The organism is Gottfriedia sp. NPDC057948, from assembly GCF_042887255.1.
Lineage (GTDB): Bacteria > Bacillota > Bacilli > Bacillales > Bacillaceae_G > Gottfriedia.
Map to the genome: position 1 here is coordinate 1 of NZ_JBHVPN010000005.1, position 17,679 is coordinate 17,679.

The 17,679-nt window shown below is 31.4% G+C and carries 21 protein-coding genes; 6 read left to right on the plus strand and 15 right to left on the minus strand.

Going from position 1 to position 17,679, the window contains the following annotated elements; genetic code table 11:
• The first annotated feature begins 360 nt into the window (after positions 1–360).
• Together ACFVRR_RS10345 and ACFVRR_RS10350 are read left to right on the plus strand one after the other, a co-directional pair.
• Complete coding sequence (locus ACFVRR_RS10345) at positions 361–1,050, plus strand: MgtC/SapB family protein (RefSeq protein WP_387327850.1); 690 nt, start codon at positions 361–363, stop codon at positions 1,048–1,050.
• 63 nt (positions 1,051–1,113) lie between these two features.
• Entirely contained in the window at positions 1,114–2,106 is a 993-nt protein-coding gene (locus ACFVRR_RS10350) for a potassium channel family protein (RefSeq protein ID WP_387327853.1), read from the plus strand.
• Between the two features lie 46 nt (positions 2,107–2,152).
• Here the strand turns inward: ACFVRR_RS10350 and ACFVRR_RS10355 are convergent, their stop codons facing one another.
• Together ACFVRR_RS10355 and ACFVRR_RS10360 are read right to left on the minus strand one after the other, a co-directional pair.
• Positions 2,153–2,557: a YugN family protein gene (locus ACFVRR_RS10355; RefSeq protein ID WP_098233887.1), complete on the minus strand. Its 405-nt coding sequence runs from the start codon at positions 2,555–2,557 to the stop codon at positions 2,153–2,155.
• 121 nt (positions 2,558–2,678) lie between these two features.
• Positions 2,679–4,031 carry a glucose-6-phosphate isomerase gene (locus tag ACFVRR_RS10360; RefSeq protein WP_387327857.1) on the minus strand — a complete coding sequence of 451 codons (1,353 nt, stop codon included), beginning with the start codon at positions 4,029–4,031 and terminating at the stop codon, positions 2,679–2,681.
• A 203-nt stretch (positions 4,032–4,234) separates the two neighbouring features.
• Between ACFVRR_RS10360 and ACFVRR_RS10365 the strand changes: the two genes are divergently transcribed.
• Positions 4,235–4,468 (plus strand): DUF378 domain-containing protein, encoded by a 234-nt coding sequence (locus tag ACFVRR_RS10365; protein ID WP_056468643.1) that lies wholly within the window; start codon positions 4,235–4,237, stop codon positions 4,466–4,468.
• 73 nt (positions 4,469–4,541) lie between these two features.
• Here ACFVRR_RS10365 and ACFVRR_RS10370 read toward each other — a convergent pair whose 3' ends face one another.
• The gene (locus ACFVRR_RS10370; protein WP_098861035.1) at positions 4,542–4,928 is read right to left on the minus strand and encodes a CvfD/Ygs/GSP13 family RNA-binding post-transcriptional regulator; all 387 of its coding nucleotides are present in this window, start codon (positions 4,926–4,928) and stop codon (positions 4,542–4,544) included.
• 323 nt (positions 4,929–5,251) lie between these two features.
• Here ACFVRR_RS10370 and ACFVRR_RS10375 point away from each other — a divergent pair, with 323 nt between their 5' ends.
• Complete coding sequence (locus ACFVRR_RS10375) at positions 5,252–6,088, plus strand: alpha/beta fold hydrolase (protein ID WP_286133595.1); 837 nt, start codon at positions 5,252–5,254, stop codon at positions 6,086–6,088.
• A 39-nt stretch (positions 6,089–6,127) separates the two neighbouring features.
• On the opposite strand, the gene ACFVRR_RS10380 is transcribed toward ACFVRR_RS10375, so the two are convergent.
• The 5 genes from ACFVRR_RS10380 to ACFVRR_RS10400 form a co-directional block, all read right to left on the minus strand.
• Positions 6,128–7,531: a sensor histidine kinase gene (locus ACFVRR_RS10380; protein WP_387327861.1), complete on the minus strand. Its 1,404-nt coding sequence runs from the start codon at positions 7,529–7,531 to the stop codon at positions 6,128–6,130.
• A complete protein-coding gene (locus tag ACFVRR_RS10385) occupies positions 7,528–8,202 on the minus strand; it encodes a response regulator transcription factor (protein WP_097977240.1) in 675 nt (224 codons plus the stop codon). The genes ACFVRR_RS10380 and ACFVRR_RS10385 overlap by 4 nt, the downstream gene beginning before the upstream one ends.
• Complete coding sequence (locus tag ACFVRR_RS10390; protein WP_387327864.1) at positions 8,195–9,181, minus strand: YncE family protein; 987 nt, start codon at positions 9,179–9,181, stop codon at positions 8,195–8,197. The genes ACFVRR_RS10385 and ACFVRR_RS10390 overlap by 8 nt, the downstream gene beginning before the upstream one ends.
• A gap of 110 nt (positions 9,182–9,291) precedes the next feature.
• Positions 9,292–10,038: a FixH family protein gene (locus ACFVRR_RS10395; RefSeq protein ID WP_387327866.1), complete on the minus strand. Its 747-nt coding sequence runs from the start codon at positions 10,036–10,038 to the stop codon at positions 9,292–9,294.
• A 213-nt stretch (positions 10,039–10,251) separates the two neighbouring features.
• Positions 10,252–10,434 (minus strand): hypothetical protein, encoded by a 183-nt coding sequence (locus ACFVRR_RS10400; protein WP_069034802.1) that lies wholly within the window; start codon positions 10,432–10,434, stop codon positions 10,252–10,254.
• 562 nt (positions 10,435–10,996) lie between these two features.
• Between ACFVRR_RS10400 and ACFVRR_RS10405 the strand changes: the two genes are divergently transcribed.
• Complete coding sequence (locus ACFVRR_RS10405; RefSeq protein WP_387327869.1) at positions 10,997–11,170, plus strand: hypothetical protein; 174 nt, start codon at positions 10,997–10,999, stop codon at positions 11,168–11,170.
• A gap of 58 nt (positions 11,171–11,228) precedes the next feature.
• Here ACFVRR_RS10405 and kapD read toward each other — a convergent pair whose 3' ends face one another.
• Positions 11,229–11,849 carry a 3'-5' exonuclease KapD gene (gene kapD / locus ACFVRR_RS10410; RefSeq protein ID WP_069034803.1) on the minus strand — a complete coding sequence of 207 codons (621 nt, stop codon included), beginning with the start codon at positions 11,847–11,849 and terminating at the stop codon, positions 11,229–11,231.
• Between the two features lie 240 nt (positions 11,850–12,089).
• Here kapD and ACFVRR_RS10415 point away from each other — a divergent pair, with 240 nt between their 5' ends.
• Complete coding sequence (locus ACFVRR_RS10415; RefSeq protein WP_387327872.1) at positions 12,090–13,961, plus strand: transglycosylase domain-containing protein; 1,872 nt, start codon at positions 12,090–12,092, stop codon at positions 13,959–13,961.
• A 50-nt stretch (positions 13,962–14,011) separates the two neighbouring features.
• Here ACFVRR_RS10415 and ACFVRR_RS10420 read toward each other — a convergent pair whose 3' ends face one another.
• From ACFVRR_RS10420 to ACFVRR_RS10445, 6 genes are all read right to left on the minus strand, one after another.
• A complete protein-coding gene (locus ACFVRR_RS10420) occupies positions 14,012–14,569 on the minus strand; it encodes a DUF5366 family protein (protein WP_387327875.1) in 558 nt (185 codons plus the stop codon).
• 279 nt (positions 14,570–14,848) lie between these two features.
• Positions 14,849–15,235, minus strand: a complete 387-nt coding sequence (locus tag ACFVRR_RS10425) for a PaaI family thioesterase (protein ID WP_387327878.1) — start codon at positions 15,233–15,235, stop codon at positions 14,849–14,851.
• 207 nt (positions 15,236–15,442) lie between these two features.
• Positions 15,443–15,904 (minus strand): SRPBCC family protein, encoded by a 462-nt coding sequence (locus ACFVRR_RS10430; protein WP_097976377.1) that lies wholly within the window; start codon positions 15,902–15,904, stop codon positions 15,443–15,445.
• A 3-nt stretch (positions 15,905–15,907) separates the two neighbouring features.
• Entirely contained in the window at positions 15,908–16,555 is a 648-nt protein-coding gene (locus ACFVRR_RS10435) for a 3D domain-containing protein (protein ID WP_387327881.1), read from the minus strand.
• Between the two features lie 90 nt (positions 16,556–16,645).
• On the minus strand, positions 16,646–16,963 hold the full coding sequence (locus ACFVRR_RS10440; RefSeq protein ID WP_286133565.1) for a YuiB family protein: 318 nt from the start codon (positions 16,961–16,963) through the stop codon (positions 16,646–16,648).
• Positions 16,964–17,057: 94 nt separating this feature from the next.
• A complete protein-coding gene (locus ACFVRR_RS10445) occupies positions 17,058–17,537 on the minus strand; it encodes an NUDIX domain-containing protein (RefSeq protein ID WP_387327884.1) in 480 nt (159 codons plus the stop codon).
• Between the last annotated feature and the right edge of the window lie 142 nt (positions 17,538–17,679).

The window sequence follows — 17,679 nt, forward strand, 5'->3', positions numbered from 1 at the left end:
AGGATCAAACTCTCCATAAAAGTTAAGTTTAAATCTTGTATTGCTCAAAAAACTAATAATTGACGTTTACTTCATGTTTTGTTTAGTTTTCAAAGTTCACTTTGTCGCGTCATTTGCGACTTTTTCATATTAACATCTCTTCAACAGCGAGTCAATATTTTTTTTTATTTTTTTTGCTTCATTTCGTTTTTTGTCGAACCATCTTGGCGACGTATATAAATATAACATCCCATTTAGATTATGACAAGCCCTTTTTCTCATTTTTTTTATAAATGATAAAAAAATTTATATATATTACGAAGGAAGTGTAATAGGCAATGTCGAATTAGCCATAAACTATATAGAAAAGGGGTTTAGAAAATGGATCTACAACCAGATATCCTCATAAAATTACTAGTATCAGCAATGTTAGGTTCCGTTATCGGTTTAGAAAGAGAGTTAAAAAGAAAACCTCTTGGATTAAAAACATGCCTTGTTATTTCAATAATGAGTTGCCTATTAACAATTGTTTCTATTAGTTCTGCCTTTTCATTTCATGGGAGTGATTATTTAAATATAACCATGGATCCGTTACGTTTACCGGCTCAAATAGTATCAGGAATCGGTTTCGTTGGAGCTGGAGTAATTCTCCGAAGAGGTAATGATACAATAGCCGGATTAACAACAGCTGCAATGATTTGGGGAGCATCGGGTATCGGAATAATTGTTGGAGCTGGCTTTTACGCCGAGGCATTAGCAGGTGTAGGCTTATTAATAATAAGTGTAGAATTAATTCCTTACCTAATTAACAAGCTTGGTCCTAAAAGATTAAAAGAAAGAGATATAAGTTTGAAGCTAACAGTATTAGGAAGCGAAAATATAAATATTGTCATTGATCAAATTACCGCTCACGATATTACAGTTAAAAACATTAAAATTAAAGGATTAAATAATGATGAACATTATGTCCAAATGAAATTATTAGTGTTTAATAAACGAAGAACGACAGAAATTTATTATGATATTGAACAAATAAAAAACATCCGTGGAATTGAAATAGAAAGTATATAGTAGTGATAAGTTATTGCATATTGGTAAAAATAAGTGTTACGAAATTGCGATGGAGGTATAAGCTTGAAAGTATTTCGTAACCAACCTATCTATTTTAAATCCTATACACTATTAAAAATTACTTTAATTTTATTTTCGTTGATTGCTATTTTCGGATCGATCATCCATTTCGCTGAGCCATTTACTTTTCCAACTGTTTGGGACGGTATGTGGTGGTCAATAGTAACTACGTTTACAGTAGGCTACGGTGATTACGTACCTTTATCTCCAGTTGGACGTTTTTTTGCAGTTATATTAATTCTACTAGGTACTGGATTTGGTTCCTTTTATATGATTTCATTCACGGCACAAACATTTAGGAACCAAGACGCGGATTTTAGAGGTACACTTACATTTACAAGAAAGAACCATATTATAATAGTAGGTTGGAATGAACGAGTTAAGAATGTTATTAAACAACTACGTGCATCTTCAAACCAGATCTCTATCGTATTAATTGATGAAAGTTTAGAGTTATTACCTAATGATTTAGATAAGGTGCACTTTGTAAAAGGCTCTGCCTCTAATGACTCAGTTTTAGAAAAAGCAAATATAAAATTTGCTAAAACAATCTTAATTACAGCTGATCAAAATAAAAATGAGCAAGATGCTGATATGCAAACAATTTTAACAATCATCGCTACGAAAGGTCTTAACCAATCAATTAATTGTATCGCAGAAATCTTAACCAAAAATCAAGTTATTAACGCAAATCGAGCTGGCGCCAATGAAATAATTGAAGCGAATTTGTTAACTTCCTTTGTAATGTCAGGTTCGATTATGCATAGAGGATATTCAGATGTTGTACTTAAGTTAACAAATCAATTAGAAAACTTTACAGTAAAAATCTTGGAAGTTGAACAAAAAATGATTGGAAAATTTTATTTCGATATTGTAGTTGAAGAATTAAACAACGATAAAATGATTATTGGAATCATTCGAGATAAACAAACAATCATCAGACCCGATAAAAGTATTAAAATTGCAAAAGATGATTTTCTTATCTTACTTACTTAACAATTGCTATCAAAAAAGAGCCAATCCAAAAGGGTTGGCTCTTTTTTTATAAAAGTTCGTCCTCAATTCTCTTAAGAATTTCAAACCCTTTTATTTGATATTTTCTAGGAACTTTTCCATCTTTTTCAATTGGTTCTTGGAACTGGTTTAATGATCCAGTTAAATTCCCCTCTAAACCAACATTATCATCTAGCCCCTCATTATAAATATGAGTTAATAAAAAGGGAGTATCAAATTGTATAACTGCTCCATTCATATCTAACGAACCTGAAGTAACATTAAAAGGTAATCTTAAATATTGATACCCGTCATCATCCTGCATTAATAAATCAAAACTCCCATGATCATATTCCCAGTTTGCTCCAATTACAAATCCATGATTTTTTAATTTCCCCTCAATATCATTAAGCGGAAATATTGCATTCTCTAATTTTGATTTTAAAGGATACATGCTTTTCTCCTCCTTTTTTAATAGTATTTTCTTATTAAGTAAAAACATGAATATTAATTTGTAATTTCAATAAAAAAACCGCTGTTAAAGTAAATTTAACAACGGTCCTTTTGTCTTTATATTATTTTAAGCGTTCTTCTAATTGCATTTTTAGTTCTTCAAATCCTGGTTTACCTAATAATGCAAACATGTTTTTCTTGTATGCTTCAACACCTGGTTGATCAAACGGATTTACACCAAGTAAATATCCACTCATCGCACAAGCTAGTTCAAAGAAGTATACTGTATAACCGAAAGTATACTCATCTAATTTTGGTAATGAAACAATTAGATTTGGTACTCCACCGTCAGCATGAGCTAATATTGTACCTTCAAATGCTTTTTTATTAACAAAATCTACAGTTTTACCAGCAAGATAATTTAATCCGTCAGAGTCGTTATCCTCAAGTTCAATTGTTAATTCATGGCGAGGATTTTCAACAGATAAAACTGTTTCAAATAAATCACGTCGACCTTCTTGTACATATTGTCCAAGAGAATGTAAATCCGTTGAGAAGTTTGCTGAAGATGGATAGATCCCTTTTTGGTCTTTCCCTTCACTCTCTCCAAATAATTGCTTCCACCATTCTCCAAAGTATTGTAAAGATGGTTCGTAGTTAACAAGCATCTCAATTGTTTTACCTTTGTTATATAAAACATTTCGAACAACTGCATATTGATATGCTTGATTATCTTCTAATTCTGAAGAGTTGTATTCTCTATATGCATCTTGTGCACCCTTCATCATTTGTTCAATATCAATACCCGCTGCAGCAATTGGTAATAAACCAACTGCAGTTAATACTGAATAACGTCCACCTACATCGTCAGGAATAACAAATGTTTCATATCCCTTTTCATCAGCAACCGTTTTTAATGCCCCGCGTGCTTTATCAGTTGTAGCATAAATACGATGTTTAGCTTCTTCAACACCATATTTTTCTTCTAACAGCTTTCTAAAAATACGGAATGCAATAGCTGGTTCAGTAGTTGTCCCAGATTTTGAGATAACATTAATAGAAAAATCCTTATCCTTTAAAACTTGAGTTAAATCGTGCATATATGTAGAACTAATATTATTTCCTACGAAGAAAACTTGAGGTGCTTTTCTTTCTTCTTTAGAAGCAATATTAAAAAATGAATGTTGTAACATTTCAATTGCAGCGCGTGCACCTAAATAAGATCCACCGATACCAATTACTAAAAGAACGTCTGAATCTGATTTAATTTTCTCTGCTGCTTTTTGAATTCGAGAAAATTCTTCTTTGTCATAGTCATTAGGTAACTCTACCCATCCTAAATAGTCGCTACCTGCTCCTGTTTTTTCATGAATTGTATGGTGAAATAATTTCACTGCATCCCTTAAATATGATATTTCATGATCTTGAAAAAACATTTTTGCTTTTGAATAGTCAAATTTAATATGAGAAGTCATACATCAAACCTCCTTAAATAGTTGTAATACCTTTACAATGTACCTAATTAAATAATTGAAAGCAAGTAAATGCAATTATATTTATGTGAAAAAATTAACAAAAACTTAAAAGACATTTCTCCTTATAATTATTTTTGAGTACATAAACAAAAACAATTGAGGAAAGCTATGTTAGAAGGTCATAAAAAAGGAGGTTAACCTATATGAGTACATTACAACGTATTGCACTTATTTTTACAATTATTGGGGCTATAAACTGGGGTTTAATTGGATTTTTTCAATTTGATTTAGTTGCAGCAATTTTTGGTGGTGCAGATTCTGCATTTGCTCGAATTATTTATGGTATCGTTGGTATTTCAGGATTAATTAACCTTGGCTTATTATTTAAACCTTCAGAAGAGCTAGGAACACATCCTGAAACAAATGAAGTTAGATAAATCGCAGACGAATTAGTCTCTTTTGTATCTATACTTTTCTAAGAATTAAAAAGGAAGGGTATCCCCTTCCTTTTTAATTCGTCATATTTTCTTTCTTCATCTCAACGCGAAGCCATTCATTTAATTTTTTATGCAGGGTGCTAAATCCATCAGGTTTAAGCTCTCTTAATAGTCTAGCTGCATGTTTTAAGCTCTCGTCACCATTAAATCCTTGATCGATACTTGCTCCTTTTAAAGACAAACTTATTTTTCCTGTCATCTCATCAATAGACAGTACACGTACATTTACTAATTGCCCAACAGAAATATAGTCTCGAATATCGCGAACATATCCATTAATAATTTCGGAAATATGTACTAGTCCTTGTGTTTGGTGATCAAGTGAAATAAAGGCACCATACGTTTGAATCCCTGTTACTTTACCAGTGTAAACTTTTCCAATATTGTAGTTTTGTGCCATTCAAAACACTCCTAATTTTCGTTCAATTCCACTAACTAAATTTTAGCACACACAGACCAACTTTTAAAGTTTGCTCACTACTTATAAATGGCACTTCTTTTCTAAAATCCCTTTACTTATTATAGTCACTTTAAAGGTTGGGCTATTTCAATTATTTTAAATAAATACTTTGTCTCTATTTAGAATTGACGAAAAACTTATAATTTAAAAGTATTTTAGCGATTTGCATAACATATGGTGACATACAGAGCATTACTTAGATATAGAATGTATTCCTTTTGTTTGGACATAATAATCCAAAAACTTAAAGGAGAGTTTGGATGATGAATCATTCTAGAACAATGCAGTCAACATATAAGGTTTCTGGACTTGATGTTTATTATGAACTTTACGGATACCATAATAGCAATAAGCAAGATTCAAAAGTATTTGTATTAATTCACGGTTTTTTATCATCTTGCTTCAGTTTCCGAAGACTAATCCCTTTTATCTCAAAAGATCATGTTGTTGTCGTAATTGACCTCCCCCCGTTTGGTAAAAGTGGAAAACATTTAAATTTTAAATATTCGTATGATAACTTTGCGAATGTCGTAATCTCTCTTGTAAATCATTTAAATTTACAAAACATTTATTTAGTCGGACATTCTATGGGTGGGCAAATTGCTTTATATGTAACAAAGAAAGAACCGGAGCTTGTTAAAAAAGTGATTTTATTATGTAGTTCTGGTTATTTAGGAAGGGCAAATCCACATTTAATTATTTCATCTTATTTTCCTTTTTTCTATCTATATATAAAAAGGCATTTAGCTAAACAAGGCATTATGAATTCACTAATTTCAGTTGTTCATGATCAGAAGTTAATCGATGATGAGATGATAAACGGATACAAGGAACCTTTTTTACAAGATGAAATTTTTAGAGCATTAACAAAGATGATTCGTGATCGAGAAGGTGATTTAAGTCCTGAAGATTTACAAAATATATCTGTACCTACTCTATTAATTTGGGGTGAAAAAGATAAAGTAGTTCCATTAGAAGTAGGCGAAAGATTGCATCGAGATTTAAGATACTCAACTTTATATACTTATCCAGAAGCAGGACACTTAATTCCTGAAGAAATTCCTGAACATATTTATGAACGTATTTCAAATTTTGTATAAAAAAAGAGTCCTCGAACCTTGGACTCTTTTTCACATTTATTATATTTCAAATATCGGCAAAGTAATAATAACCTTCAAACCTTTACCATCTATATTCATAAATTTTATCTTACCATTGTGTTGGTCAATAATATGCTTTACGATAGCAAGTCCTAATCCAGTTCCACCTTCGTTTCTTGATCTTGCTTTATCGACTCGATAAAATCTTTCTCCTAAATGTGGAATCTCTTCAGATGGAATTCCCTTTCCTTCATCTAAAATTTCCAACGTAACTTGTTTATCTTGAAATAGTGTAATATAAATCGTTTTACCTATAGGTGTGTAACGAATTGAGTTATCAAGTAAATTGTGGATTACCTGTTGAAAACGATCTGGGTCAACATTTGCGATAATCGTCTCATCTAAATTCTTTTGAATTTTAATATTCCGTTTAATAAGAATCTGAGAATATGTTTCGATTGTATCTTCAATTAGCTGAGCAATTACATTAGGTTCTTGACTAAGTGGAAATTGCTGACCATCTAATGTGGCCAAGTCAAGTAAATCTCTAACTAATCTTTGCATCCGACTAGCCTCTTTCTGAATGATACCAACATATTTTAGTTGTTGTTCTTGTTTTATTACACCATCTAAAATTGCTTCACTATATCCCTTAACATAACTTAACGGCGTTCTTAATTCATGAGAAACATTGGCTAAAAACTCTTTTCTATTTTCATCTTCTTTTTGTAAAGAATCAGACATCGAGTTAAACGCAGTAGCTAATTTTCCTATTTCATCACCACTATTGTAGTGTATACGTTCGGTGTAATCACCATTTGCCATTTTATAAGATATTTGCTCCATTCTTGATAAAGGCTTAATCATTTGTTTTATTATACTTCTGCCAATTAAAAGAATAATGAAAGCAAATAATAATGTACTAATCGTAAAGATCCATTTTGATTGTTGGATTAATTCAGTAACACTCCTTAAAGGTAAGTGTAAATAAATAATTCCTTCAAGTTTTTCTTTTTTTACAACCGGAACAACGACACCGATAATTTGATGCTTAAATCTTTTTTCAAATCCTGTCTTCGTAATCACTTTTCCTTTTAATAAAGTTTCACGATCATCTTCAGTAATGAAAGATTGGTGGCTTACATTATAAGGGATACATGCACTTAAATCTCTTGGATTACTAATAAATAAAACATTGGCATTTGAAACAGCATCAAATTTTGAAACAAATTCTGAAAAGTCACTAACATTATTCGTTTTATGATAATGTTTTACTAAACTTGTACCTTCTTGGATTAAAGTGGAACGAACATATGAAACATATAATTGCTTATATGCAAACTGAAACATTAAAAAGAAAAAGATTGTTGTACAAATTACGATTAAACAAATCGTTAACCAAAGCTTTTGTAAAAACGATAACGAATAGAGTAATTTCCTCATCCGTTTATCCCAAATTTATACCCTACACCCCAAACCGTAGAAATATAATCTGCATCCTGTCCTAATTTAATTCTTAATGTTTTTATATGTGTATCAACTGTTCTAGCTGTACCAAAATAATCGAAACCCCAAACCTTTTCTAAAATTTGTTCGCGGCTAAAAACGTGGTCTTGGTTCTTACAAAAGAAAAGAAGCAAATCATATTCTTTTAAAGTAAGTGATAAAGGTTTGTCTGATACAAAAGCATTCCTAGACTTTTCATTTATTTTGATTTGGCCAATCTGTAAAACGGAAGCATCCGAATTTTTCGTTCTTCTTAAAACTGCATCTACTCTTGCAATTAATTCTCCAGGACTAAATGGTTTTACGATATAATCATCCGCTCCCATTTTTAATCCATTTACCTTATCCCACTCTTCACCTTTTGCTGTCAAGAAAATCACAGGTACATTTGATGTTTCTCTAATCTTTTTACAAAGGGTCCATCCATCCATTATCGGCATCATTATATCTAAAATTAATAAATCATAGTTTGATTGACTTATTTTTGACAATGCACTCTCACCATTGTTTGCTTCGTCCCAACTATATCCACTATTTTCTAAATACATTCCAACCAATTGGCAAATTTCTTGTTCATCATCAACAATCAATATCTTTCTTTCAATCATGACGAATGCCCTCTCTTAACAATAATTGAAAAGGTCCTCTTCCTACTGCAACTTCTCTTTCAATTTTCATCGTTGTCGTATTTATTTCGTACAGCTTATTTAAATCATAGCTAGCTGCATACGCAGTATGTTTAAAACCAATAGCTGTATATGGATTCGATCCAACTTCAATAAACTTAGTCTGATTAACTACATTCGGATTTAACTTATAAATTTGATTGGTTCCATGGGCAATCGTAAACAATCCATCTTCATTTTGAAAAAACGAAATAGGCATTAAAGGCGTATGAAGTGACTTTTGTTGCTTACCAGTAATAGTTGAATATACTTTTACGTCCTCATTTTCCTCTTCACCATTTCCATGTCCCCCAACATATAGTTCAGATGAATCTTTGTTTAAAATTAAGCCTACCGATGTGTACGGTACTTCGATTGTTTGTTCAATATTAAAACTACTTAAGTTTATTCCAATTACTTTTCGTTCATTAAACAAGCTAACATATAATCTATGATGAATCCTATCTTCAACCATCGAAATTGGATTTCTACCTATTTTAATTTTTTTAAGAACCTTACCCTTACGATTTAAAAATGTAATGTTATTCTTTTTTCCATTCGTTACAGCAATCACCTGATTACTTTTTAAAGAAATTATATTAGTAATACCAATACCAACGTTCCAACTATCGACATGGTCCCCTGTTGAAAGATGATAAATATCTATTTTTGGATTCGTTGGATGATATAAGGCAATATCTTCTCCGTCTTGTAATAATACTGCTCCACTTACATCTCTATTTAAATTCCAATCTGTTACTTTATGTAAGTCATCTAAATTTAGGAACGTTAAACTTCCCACTTTTTTATTTACTGAAATAAGGACATTTTCCGAATCCTTAATGTGTGACATATTATTTGGCACACAGCCAGTACAAAATAAGAAAAGTAAAATCGTACTGAAAATCGAAATTTTTCTCAAAATATTCACCCCCATAAAAGCGATATCAGTCAGTAGCTCTTGACTTCAAGCTTTTATATAAAAGAGGCTATCCTTCTATTCATCAAAGATAGGATAGCCTTCATTATTATTTAATTTACAGTGACTTCTTTTTCAGTATGGTCATGTAGTTCTTCTTTTTCAACATGAACCTTTACTGTATTTGTTCCTTTTTCTTTAAAAGTATACTTAACTTCATATTCGCCTGGTGCAGCTTCTTTTGCATCAGTATAGTCATGCTTTCCTTGCTCATCTTTCCATGTTTCAATTCGCACATTCGCTTTTTCTAGCGGTTTTCCATCATTCGTCATAAGATGAATCGTAAATAGATTTTCTTTATTTGCATCTATATTTTCAGTACCCATTAAATGAATCATTACATTGCCATGATGATCATCTCCACTGTGAGCTTCATGCTCACTTTTTTCACCATTACTATTACTAGTTGCGGTAGTAGTTTGAACTTTAAAATCCTTTTTAGGCATTGAATGTTGATCCCTAGCAGTAACATGGGCAATTACATAGTAATCTCCTGGATCAGTAAATTTGTATGTAGCTGAATAAATACCATCTGCACCATTTTTTGCATCAAGCATGGCAATACTATCTTCACCATTTTTACCAATTTCAAATTGAACTTCATCAGCGTCAGAAACAGCTTTATTATTTTGACTAACTTCAGCACGTATTGTAATTTCTTTATTTAAATTTATATCGGATGTCGGCAGAAGTATATTTACATCAACTGGTTTTTCAACTACTGGTTCCTTCTTCTTCTCATTAGAACATCCTGCAGTAATCATAATGCTGACAATTAATAGACTTAGTAGTTTTTTCATATGTATTTCCTCCTAAGATTCTGCTAAATTAAACAGATCTTAAATTTTAGATCGATATAGTTAATGTTTTAAACTCGCTTTGTTGAGCAGATTTGAATTAGTCTATTTAGCTAATAAATTCACAAAAATAAATCTATCACAGAAATGTGATAAAAATGTGATGTAAATCAAAAAAAAGAGACCTTCCTTATTAAGTCCCCATTTTGAATTATTTTATTCACGTAATGATTTTTTTTCTTTTGATTCCATTAATTCTGTTATACGCTTTTCTTCTTTCAGCGATGCCTTTTTAATTAAGTAAAAAGTAATAAATGCACCTATCATAAAAATGATTAATGAAATAACGGCAGGTATATACTCTGTTTTATCTTCAGGAAAATATAAAAACTCCATCATAGTCCCATCACTCCCACTGCCAATTATACAAAGTATTCTTTAATAATCAAAGAAAAATGAGGTATTGGTCGAGAGATTTTTTATTGATAGTTAAGATACTAATGATTTTCTATTTGTAATCCAATGGTAAGTGAAACTCATGAACGTCTTATACATCAAAAAATATTAAAAACATTTAATTTAACTCCATTATTCGCACTTATAAAATATGTCAGTGAATTAGGATCTTAACTTCAGAATCTCTCTTTCAACCACATAAAATGGTCAAAAGGTAAAACGGACATTAAATGAACATTTATTTAATGTTGAAATTATTTTTTTTTGGATGATTTATTAACGGTTTTAAATGTTACTATGTTTGAGCAATTTCATGATTCCAATAACACTAGTAAGTTTTTTTCAGAAGTTAATAATATTATGAGCTTATTTTTAGTAAAACAAATTCAATTGATTAGTTTAATTAATGCTCACATATTAATTGACCTACAAGCAATTAATATACAACTCTTAGAATACTCTAAGTAAAGGCTATTTGATTAGGTTTTGTTGCAGACTTTTTTTGATGAATAAGTTGATTGGAACAAAAGAGATGCTCGACTCCTATGGGATTAGCCGGAAGGCTGAGACCTTAGCAGGCGGCGCCGAGGAGGCGAAAGAATCTCGCCCCATGGAAAGCGAGCATCCTGTAGTGGAAATCAACATCACTCTACTCCTTTTCGAAAATTTGGTAATTTAATTGACATGGTTGTTATTCAATAAAATAAAAAACCAACTGATTTAAAATCAATTGGTTTTTAGTATGAAGATATTCTTTTCTTTAGTAATGAAAAATCAATTAAGTCTCCCAAAGTCGCTGGTGCAGGTTTTTTCATGTATTGCTTATCTTTTTCAACTAATTTATAAATATGATATGTTGTTAATGCATCGTCTAGTGCTTTGTGGTGATTTCCAGTTCCATCTTTTCCATACTCTTTCATTGCGTTCCAAAGGCCAGTTTGATTTTGGTTACCGAAGAAGGTTTTATACTCAAGACATAAGTCTCTTACTTCCCCATGAATTGGGAATGAAATATTCGCAGCCTCGCAATTATGTTTTAATACTCTCATATCCATGTTGCCCCAAGTAATCACTGTGGTTCTATAGTTTTTTGTCGCTTCATTTAATATTTCTCCAAGTTCTTTTAACTGTATTCCATGGTCAACATTTTCTTGAGAGATATTTAGAAACCTTTTACATCTTGAGGATAACGTTGGAAATTGCAGCGGTTTAACAAACGAAGAATATGTTTGATTAATCTCATCATTAATGACACTTACAAAACCAACTTCAATGATTTCCGGAAAAAATTTAATTCCTTTTGATTTTCCATCGGGCATTGTAAATTCAAAATCAATAAACAGGAACTGCTCTTTCATTTCCTCACCTCCAGAAAAATAAATTTTCTGATTTTTACTTATTGTCTTATATGATTAACGAATATTCAAGTAAGACAAATTGCCTATTTTCAACTTTATTCCTTATTTTATTAATACAACCAATTTGTGTAAAAAATAACATAAGATACCCATCAAGATGAAAAATCGTGTTAAAATAATATCGTTCGTTTAATTTTTTCTTAAACGAATTAAAAAATAGAAAGTATATAGAGGGCTATTATGAAAAAAATTATTGGATTTATTATTATTATAATAAGCTTTCTTGTCTTTTATTTCACATCTCAGCAAGCTATGATGGCATATGAGACTTCAAAACATATTCCCAAAAAAAAGGTAGAAGAACTGCCTGTTGTTTCTTTATCACAGAACAGTGTTTTTTATGATCGAAATAATAATCCTTTTTATATTCCTGCTTCTGGTGATAATAGAATTAATTTAAAAAGCGGTGATATTCCGCAACTAGTAAAAGATATCTTTATTTCTACCGAAGATCGATATTTTTATACACATAAAGGTATTGATTTATTTGGAGTTGCTAGGGCATTTATGGTGAATGTTTCGAATAGTGGAATAGAACAGGGAGCTAGTACAATTACTCAGCAACTTGCAAGAAACTTATATTTAACTCAAGCACGTACAGTCGAACGCAAAATAAAAGAGATTCAAATCTCTTTACAACTTGAAAAACAGTATTCTAAAGATGAAATTTTAGAAATGTACATTAATACAATTTATTTTGCAAATCGAAACTATGGAATTGAAGCTGCAAGTAAAGCATATTTTAGCAAATCGGCAAAAGATTTGAGTATTGCTCAAACAGCTTTCGTATGTACAATTCCAAATAACCCAACTTTATATGATCCTTTGAAAAACTTTAATAATGCTAAGAAGCGTCAAGAAAGAATTTTAGGTATACTTAGAGATCAGGGAAAAATCACTGAACAACAGTATACTGCTGCTATGAAAGAAAAAATTACGCTAAAGAAAGATAGTAAAACACAGGAATATCCTGATTACTATTCTTACGTAGATTCTGAACTGAAGAGTATTTTAGCTGGTAAAAAAGGAAAATTTAATACTAGCAAGCTATCAGCGGCACAACAAACTGAATTAAAAAAATTAAAAACTGTTCAAGAGAGAGCATTATATTTACAAAATCAAGGCTTAAAAGTCTATACAAGCTTAAGTCCTTCAGTACAACAAGCGACAGTTAACGCAGTTAATCGAGGAACGCTTTCAACAAATACACAGGGCGCAGCAGTTGTAATAAGAAATGATACACATGAAATTATTGCTATTTCTGGTGGAAGAAACTATGAACCTCACAATCTAAATCGAGCATTTCAATCATTTAGACAGCCAGGTTCAACAATTAAACCATTACTAGTTTATGCACCATATATCGAAACCTTTGGGGCTACACCAGATACAAAAGTAAACGCAGATAACTACTGTAAAGGCACGTATTGTCCTAAAAATGATAGTAAAAAAGAATACGGGGATGTAACTATACGTACTGCTATGCAGAACTCATTTAATACGGCTGCAGTTCGATTATATGAGCAACTTACACCACGTGTAGGTTATTCATACTTAGATAAGTTTGGGTTTAGAACGATTACAAATGAAGACCGTGTAGAGCTAGGTCGTGCTCTTGGTGGCTTCAATGTCGGTATGTCACCATTAGAAATGGCAGATGCATACTCTACATTTGGAAACAATGGGGTATTTTATGAAAATACCGCAATTAAAAAAATCACGTTAAGAGATGGTACGGTATTATACGATAATGAACCTAAAGCAATTCGTGTTTACAATCCATCAACAAACGAAACGATGAGAAGCATGTTAAACTCTGTAGTTAAAGATGGTACGGCTAAACATATCTATATGCCGTTAAACTATATTGGCGGTAAAACAGGTACAACTAACGATAATACGAATCTATGGTTCATGGGGTTAACTTCAAATTATACAATTGGTACGTGGATTGGTAATGATAAACAAAGAATCCCAATTCCTAAAAACTATTCTTATCCACCTACTCAGCGCATATGGCAAAATATCGTTGTGAATGGCCAATTATATTAATCTATAAACAAAAAAGTAGCACTTTTGAGATACTCAAAAGTGCTACTTTTTTAAAATGGCATTGAAGTTTTAAATTTAGCTAGAACTGTAAAAGCGCCATATACAACTCCGCTTCCTACTAATCCCCAAACGATTAATTGGATCATTATAAAACCAATGACCCCTACAATTGTATAGTTAGATCTTTGCTTTATTAAAAATAAAATATAAAATGCAATTACTGATACTATTAAAATAATAGCAATATACACTAAAGATTTATTTAAAAAGATAGCAATTAATCCACCTATTAAAAAGACGAAAGAATATTTCTTTGTTGCTAATAAGTCGACTCCTTCATTGTCCTTTGAAAATAGTAGTAGCGCAAATTGCCAGATCATATCAGAAATTAATTTGAATCCACTCAAAACTAAATAGAAAAGAAATGCTATACCTAGAAATGTAAGGATTCTAATTTCCTTCTCTGGAAGTAGATCTGTAAGTGGTTGTAGAATACCAGATACTGATAAAAAGTTTATAGTCATTTGAAAGAAGTTTAATGTAATGGCGACCGTAAACATAATAATTGATAAAAGTGCATTAAAGCCTGTGTAATATATATTTTTCATCAAATGTCTCCTTTCTTCTCTATCTCAAAAATTTCTAATTCCTTAAATAGAGGATGTCTCACTTATCTTCGAAATTTTATATACACAACTTAATTATTTTACCATAAGTTTACGATAAAATTGATGAGTTTCTATTTTTTCTTTTTAGAAATAGTCATTTTAAATTGCATTTTAATATTTAAGAAACCTGACTGTTCCATTTACCAAGTGTTATTAGCTTGATATCCTCGGTCATAAAAAAACTGCTAAATTACAATCGTAATTTAGCAGCTCTTTATGTTAATTTCGTTTATCTTTAATCGCAACTGTACATCTCGAGATACAAACTAACTGCTCATCCTCGGAGTAAATTTTTATATCCCAAACCATTGTCGTTTTACCTGTATGTACTGCAGTTCCGACTGCTGTTACGACACCGTCACGAACAGAACGTAAATGATTTGCGTTTATTTCAAGACCAAAAGCAAGTTGATTCTCTTGATCAATCATCGAAAACGTTCCTACACTCGCAACTGTTTCAGCTAAAGCAACTGAAGCACCACCGTGTAAATAACCAAACGGTTGGTGTACTTTTTCCGTTACCTCCATTTTCATCACTACTTTTCCTTCTTCAACAGACTCTATCGTCATGCCTAAAGCATGCATTAAGGTCATTTTCTCCTCCATTACGCCTCCACCTCTCCATTAAAGCTTACTCCCTTTAAACAACTCTGTTTTTTTGCTTACTTGTTTGAACAAAAGATAACAATTTCTATTTTATTATAAAATTTTACTTATTTTAAATTCGAGATAATGAAAAGATTTTCCTTTTATTCAAAATAAATATCCTATTAACGTTGTAAACCCCTTGCTATTAATGCAAGGGGCATGTTTTTATAATACACCATCAAATCGCTTTTCTGCATATTCTTTTAAACTACTCATTTGTTTTACTACAATTCGTTTTGTGAACCAACTGAATATGAAGCCCGTCATTTTTGCTACTACTGAAGACATTTCCAAGCTACATTCATAATCTACGCGGGTTTGATTTGATTCAACAGAAAAAAAGCGATAGACCGCATCAGCTGTAAAATTAGTATGCTTTAATCGAATACCTAATTCTTTTGGCGGGCTATAAGAAATGATTTCACCATCATATTCTCGAATTTCCCCATCTTCTTCTAACTTTTGCTTAAACTTATGACCAACAGGTTTTTCTCTGTTAAAATTTTCGTCATACTTATTCTCTATGAAACCATCCATCCACTTTTTTAAATGCTCATCTGAATCAACAACTTCAAAAACAGCTTCAATTGGTGCATTAATTGTTAAGCTATAATTTATTTTTTCCATAATCTATTCTCCAATTTGATTCTTTGATTGCTGCCTAAATACTTGTAATGAGTTTTGTTCATTCAATTCTTTAAGATCTGATTCAGTAAATCTTCCTGACCCTTGCTTTATTATATAAACAGCCAATTTCTTCTTTCCCCAATGCTCAAATACATCTCCAACAGTTTGAAAATATAAATCCAGATGATGTCCCTTTACCGCTGCACCTTTATCTGCTACCACGCCATATCCATAGCCAGGAATAAATAAAACCGTTCCTATCGGAAATACGTTTAAGTCGGCTGCAATGGTTGAAAATAAATCCCTCTTTACTTCCACACCTGAATAAGTAATTCCATATGAATGGTCTTTAGGACTTTTTCCTGTCGATTCTCTTCCAGCTGTATAGCCAGTTGCAGTAACTGTTACCTTTTTATAATTATTCCAATTCGTATTATGTTCGATGTTTTTTGCCATCGTAATCATTATGCTCTCATTTGTGATCGTTTTATTTTCTTCAGCAAATACTTTATTTATTGCAATTGATTCACTAAACCAGCCTTTTATAGTAGCTACTTGAATATTTGCAAGGATTTTTAAAGAAGAAAACAAAGCAATAATGAATAAAATAGATAAAATAACACGTCTAAATAATTTTTTATTTATACCCAATGAATCATTTCACTCCTTTTCATCTTTTCATCTTTCCCTAAAACAAAAAAAATATAAAAAAAACTTTCTCATATATGAGAAAGTTAGAAGTTAGAACATTTGATATCCATTTTTTCTTAATGAAAGGATTACGACTCCTGACATAATTGCCCCTACTAAACCTGCTGTTAAAATAACAATATCACCAGTTCCTACTGCCATTAAGTTTGACTTTAATGTCTCAAAAGCTACAGTAGTATTCGTAAAATATTTTACCGTACTAATCTTGTCCACAATCATAACGATTAATAGTGGATAGATTACTACCATAAACCAAGTTGTTCGAAAAAGCATATTTGCAAGGAAACCGATTCCAAAAGCTAATACGAAAAATAACAAAATTGAAATTAGTAAAACTGGAATACTCATCACCATATAAAAAACACCCCACATTTTTTCTATATACAGTGTAAAACCTTCTTGTCCTATCGTCAATTTTAAAAAAATTCAAATTATTGAAAAATTACTTAATAAAGTGATAGGTTGTATATTGGAATTGATTTCCTGGGTTTAAACCTTTAACTACATTCATTGGTTTATTCGGCGGATTTTCAATTAAGTATTTAATTAGTAATGAAGATGTAGGATCCTTTAGTAGCTCTTCTTCAGATATAAAACGTGCATCTGATAACTCTTCTTCTTGAATCGATATCGTTGTATCATCTGCCTGTAATAAGAAAATTAACATATTATCACTAATTTCTTCGCGAATCACGCCAGTCCTAACACCTATTAAACCAATTAAAGTTGCATTTACGCCTGTTTCCTCATTAATCTCTCTTAAAACTGCTTGGTCAATAGTTTCATCTTGTTTTACAAAACCTGCTGGTAAAGACCATAAACCTTTTAAGCCACTATATTTTTTCTTTACAACTAACCATCTTCCGTCAGAGTCTTTCACTAAACCAGCTACCCCTAACCATACATTGCCTCTTTTACTCATCTATAATGACCACCTTTACGATAAAGAAAACGCGTCTATTGGCGAGCTTTTTAGGTGAAGACAGAGGCGTAGTTGAACCTACACTTAATACTTAAAATTGGAAACTACGTCAACCCCTGCTGCCAATTCACATTTAAATAAT

Excerpts from the sequence above, each read along its gene's own strand:
- ACFVRR_RS10420 (WP_387327875.1), bottom strand. The coding sequence starts at position 14,569 with ATGAAAAATATATATTACACAGGCTTTAATGCACTTTTATCAATTATT.
- ACFVRR_RS10400 (WP_069034802.1), bottom strand. The coding sequence starts at position 10,434 with ATGATGGAGTTTTTATATTTTCCTGAAGATAAAACAGAGTATATACCT.
- ACFVRR_RS10440 (WP_286133565.1), bottom strand. The coding sequence starts at position 16,963 with ATGAGTATTCCAGTTTTACTAATTTCAATTTTGTTATTTTTCGTATTA.
- ACFVRR_RS10375 (WP_286133595.1), top strand. The coding sequence starts at position 5,252 with ATGAATCATTCTAGAACAATGCAGTCAACATATAAGGTTTCTGGACTT.
- ACFVRR_RS10395 (WP_387327866.1), bottom strand. The coding sequence starts at position 10,038 with ATGAAAAAACTACTAAGTCTATTAATTGTCAGCATTATGATTACTGCA.
- ACFVRR_RS10370 (WP_098861035.1), bottom strand. The coding sequence starts at position 4,928 with ATGGCACAAAACTACAATATTGGAAAAGTTTACACTGGTAAAGTAACA.
- kapD (WP_069034803.1), bottom strand. The coding sequence starts at position 11,849 with ATGAAAGAGCAGTTCCTGTTTATTGATTTTGAATTTACAATGCCCGAT.
- ACFVRR_RS10425 (WP_387327878.1), bottom strand. The coding sequence starts at position 15,235 with ATGGAGGAGAAAATGACCTTAATGCATGCTTTAGGCATGACGATAGAG.
- ACFVRR_RS10430 (WP_097976377.1), bottom strand. The coding sequence starts at position 15,904 with ATGGAAAAAATAAATTATAGCTTAACAATTAATGCACCAATTGAAGCT.
- ACFVRR_RS10445 (WP_387327884.1), bottom strand. The coding sequence starts at position 17,537 with ATGAGTAAAAGAGGCAATGTATGGTTAGGGGTAGCTGGTTTAGTGAAA.
- ACFVRR_RS10345 (WP_387327850.1), top strand. The coding sequence starts at position 361 with ATGGATCTACAACCAGATATCCTCATAAAATTACTAGTATCAGCAATG.
- ACFVRR_RS10360 (WP_387327857.1), bottom strand. The coding sequence starts at position 4,031 with ATGACTTCTCATATTAAATTTGACTATTCAAAAGCAAAAATGTTTTTT.
- ACFVRR_RS10415 (WP_387327872.1), top strand. The coding sequence starts at position 12,090 with ATGAAAAAAATTATTGGATTTATTATTATTATAATAAGCTTTCTTGTC.
- ACFVRR_RS10405 (WP_387327869.1), top strand. The coding sequence starts at position 10,997 with ATGAATAAGTTGATTGGAACAAAAGAGATGCTCGACTCCTATGGGATT.
- ACFVRR_RS10385 (WP_097977240.1), bottom strand. The coding sequence starts at position 8,202 with ATGATTGAAAGAAAGATATTGATTGTTGATGATGAACAAGAAATTTGC.
- ACFVRR_RS10365 (WP_056468643.1), top strand. The coding sequence starts at position 4,235 with ATGAGTACATTACAACGTATTGCACTTATTTTTACAATTATTGGGGCT.
- ACFVRR_RS10380 (WP_387327861.1), bottom strand. The coding sequence starts at position 7,531 with ATGAGGAAATTACTCTATTCGTTATCGTTTTTACAAAAGCTTTGGTTA.
- ACFVRR_RS10355 (WP_098233887.1), bottom strand. The coding sequence starts at position 2,557 with ATGTATCCTTTAAAATCAAAATTAGAGAATGCAATATTTCCGCTTAAT.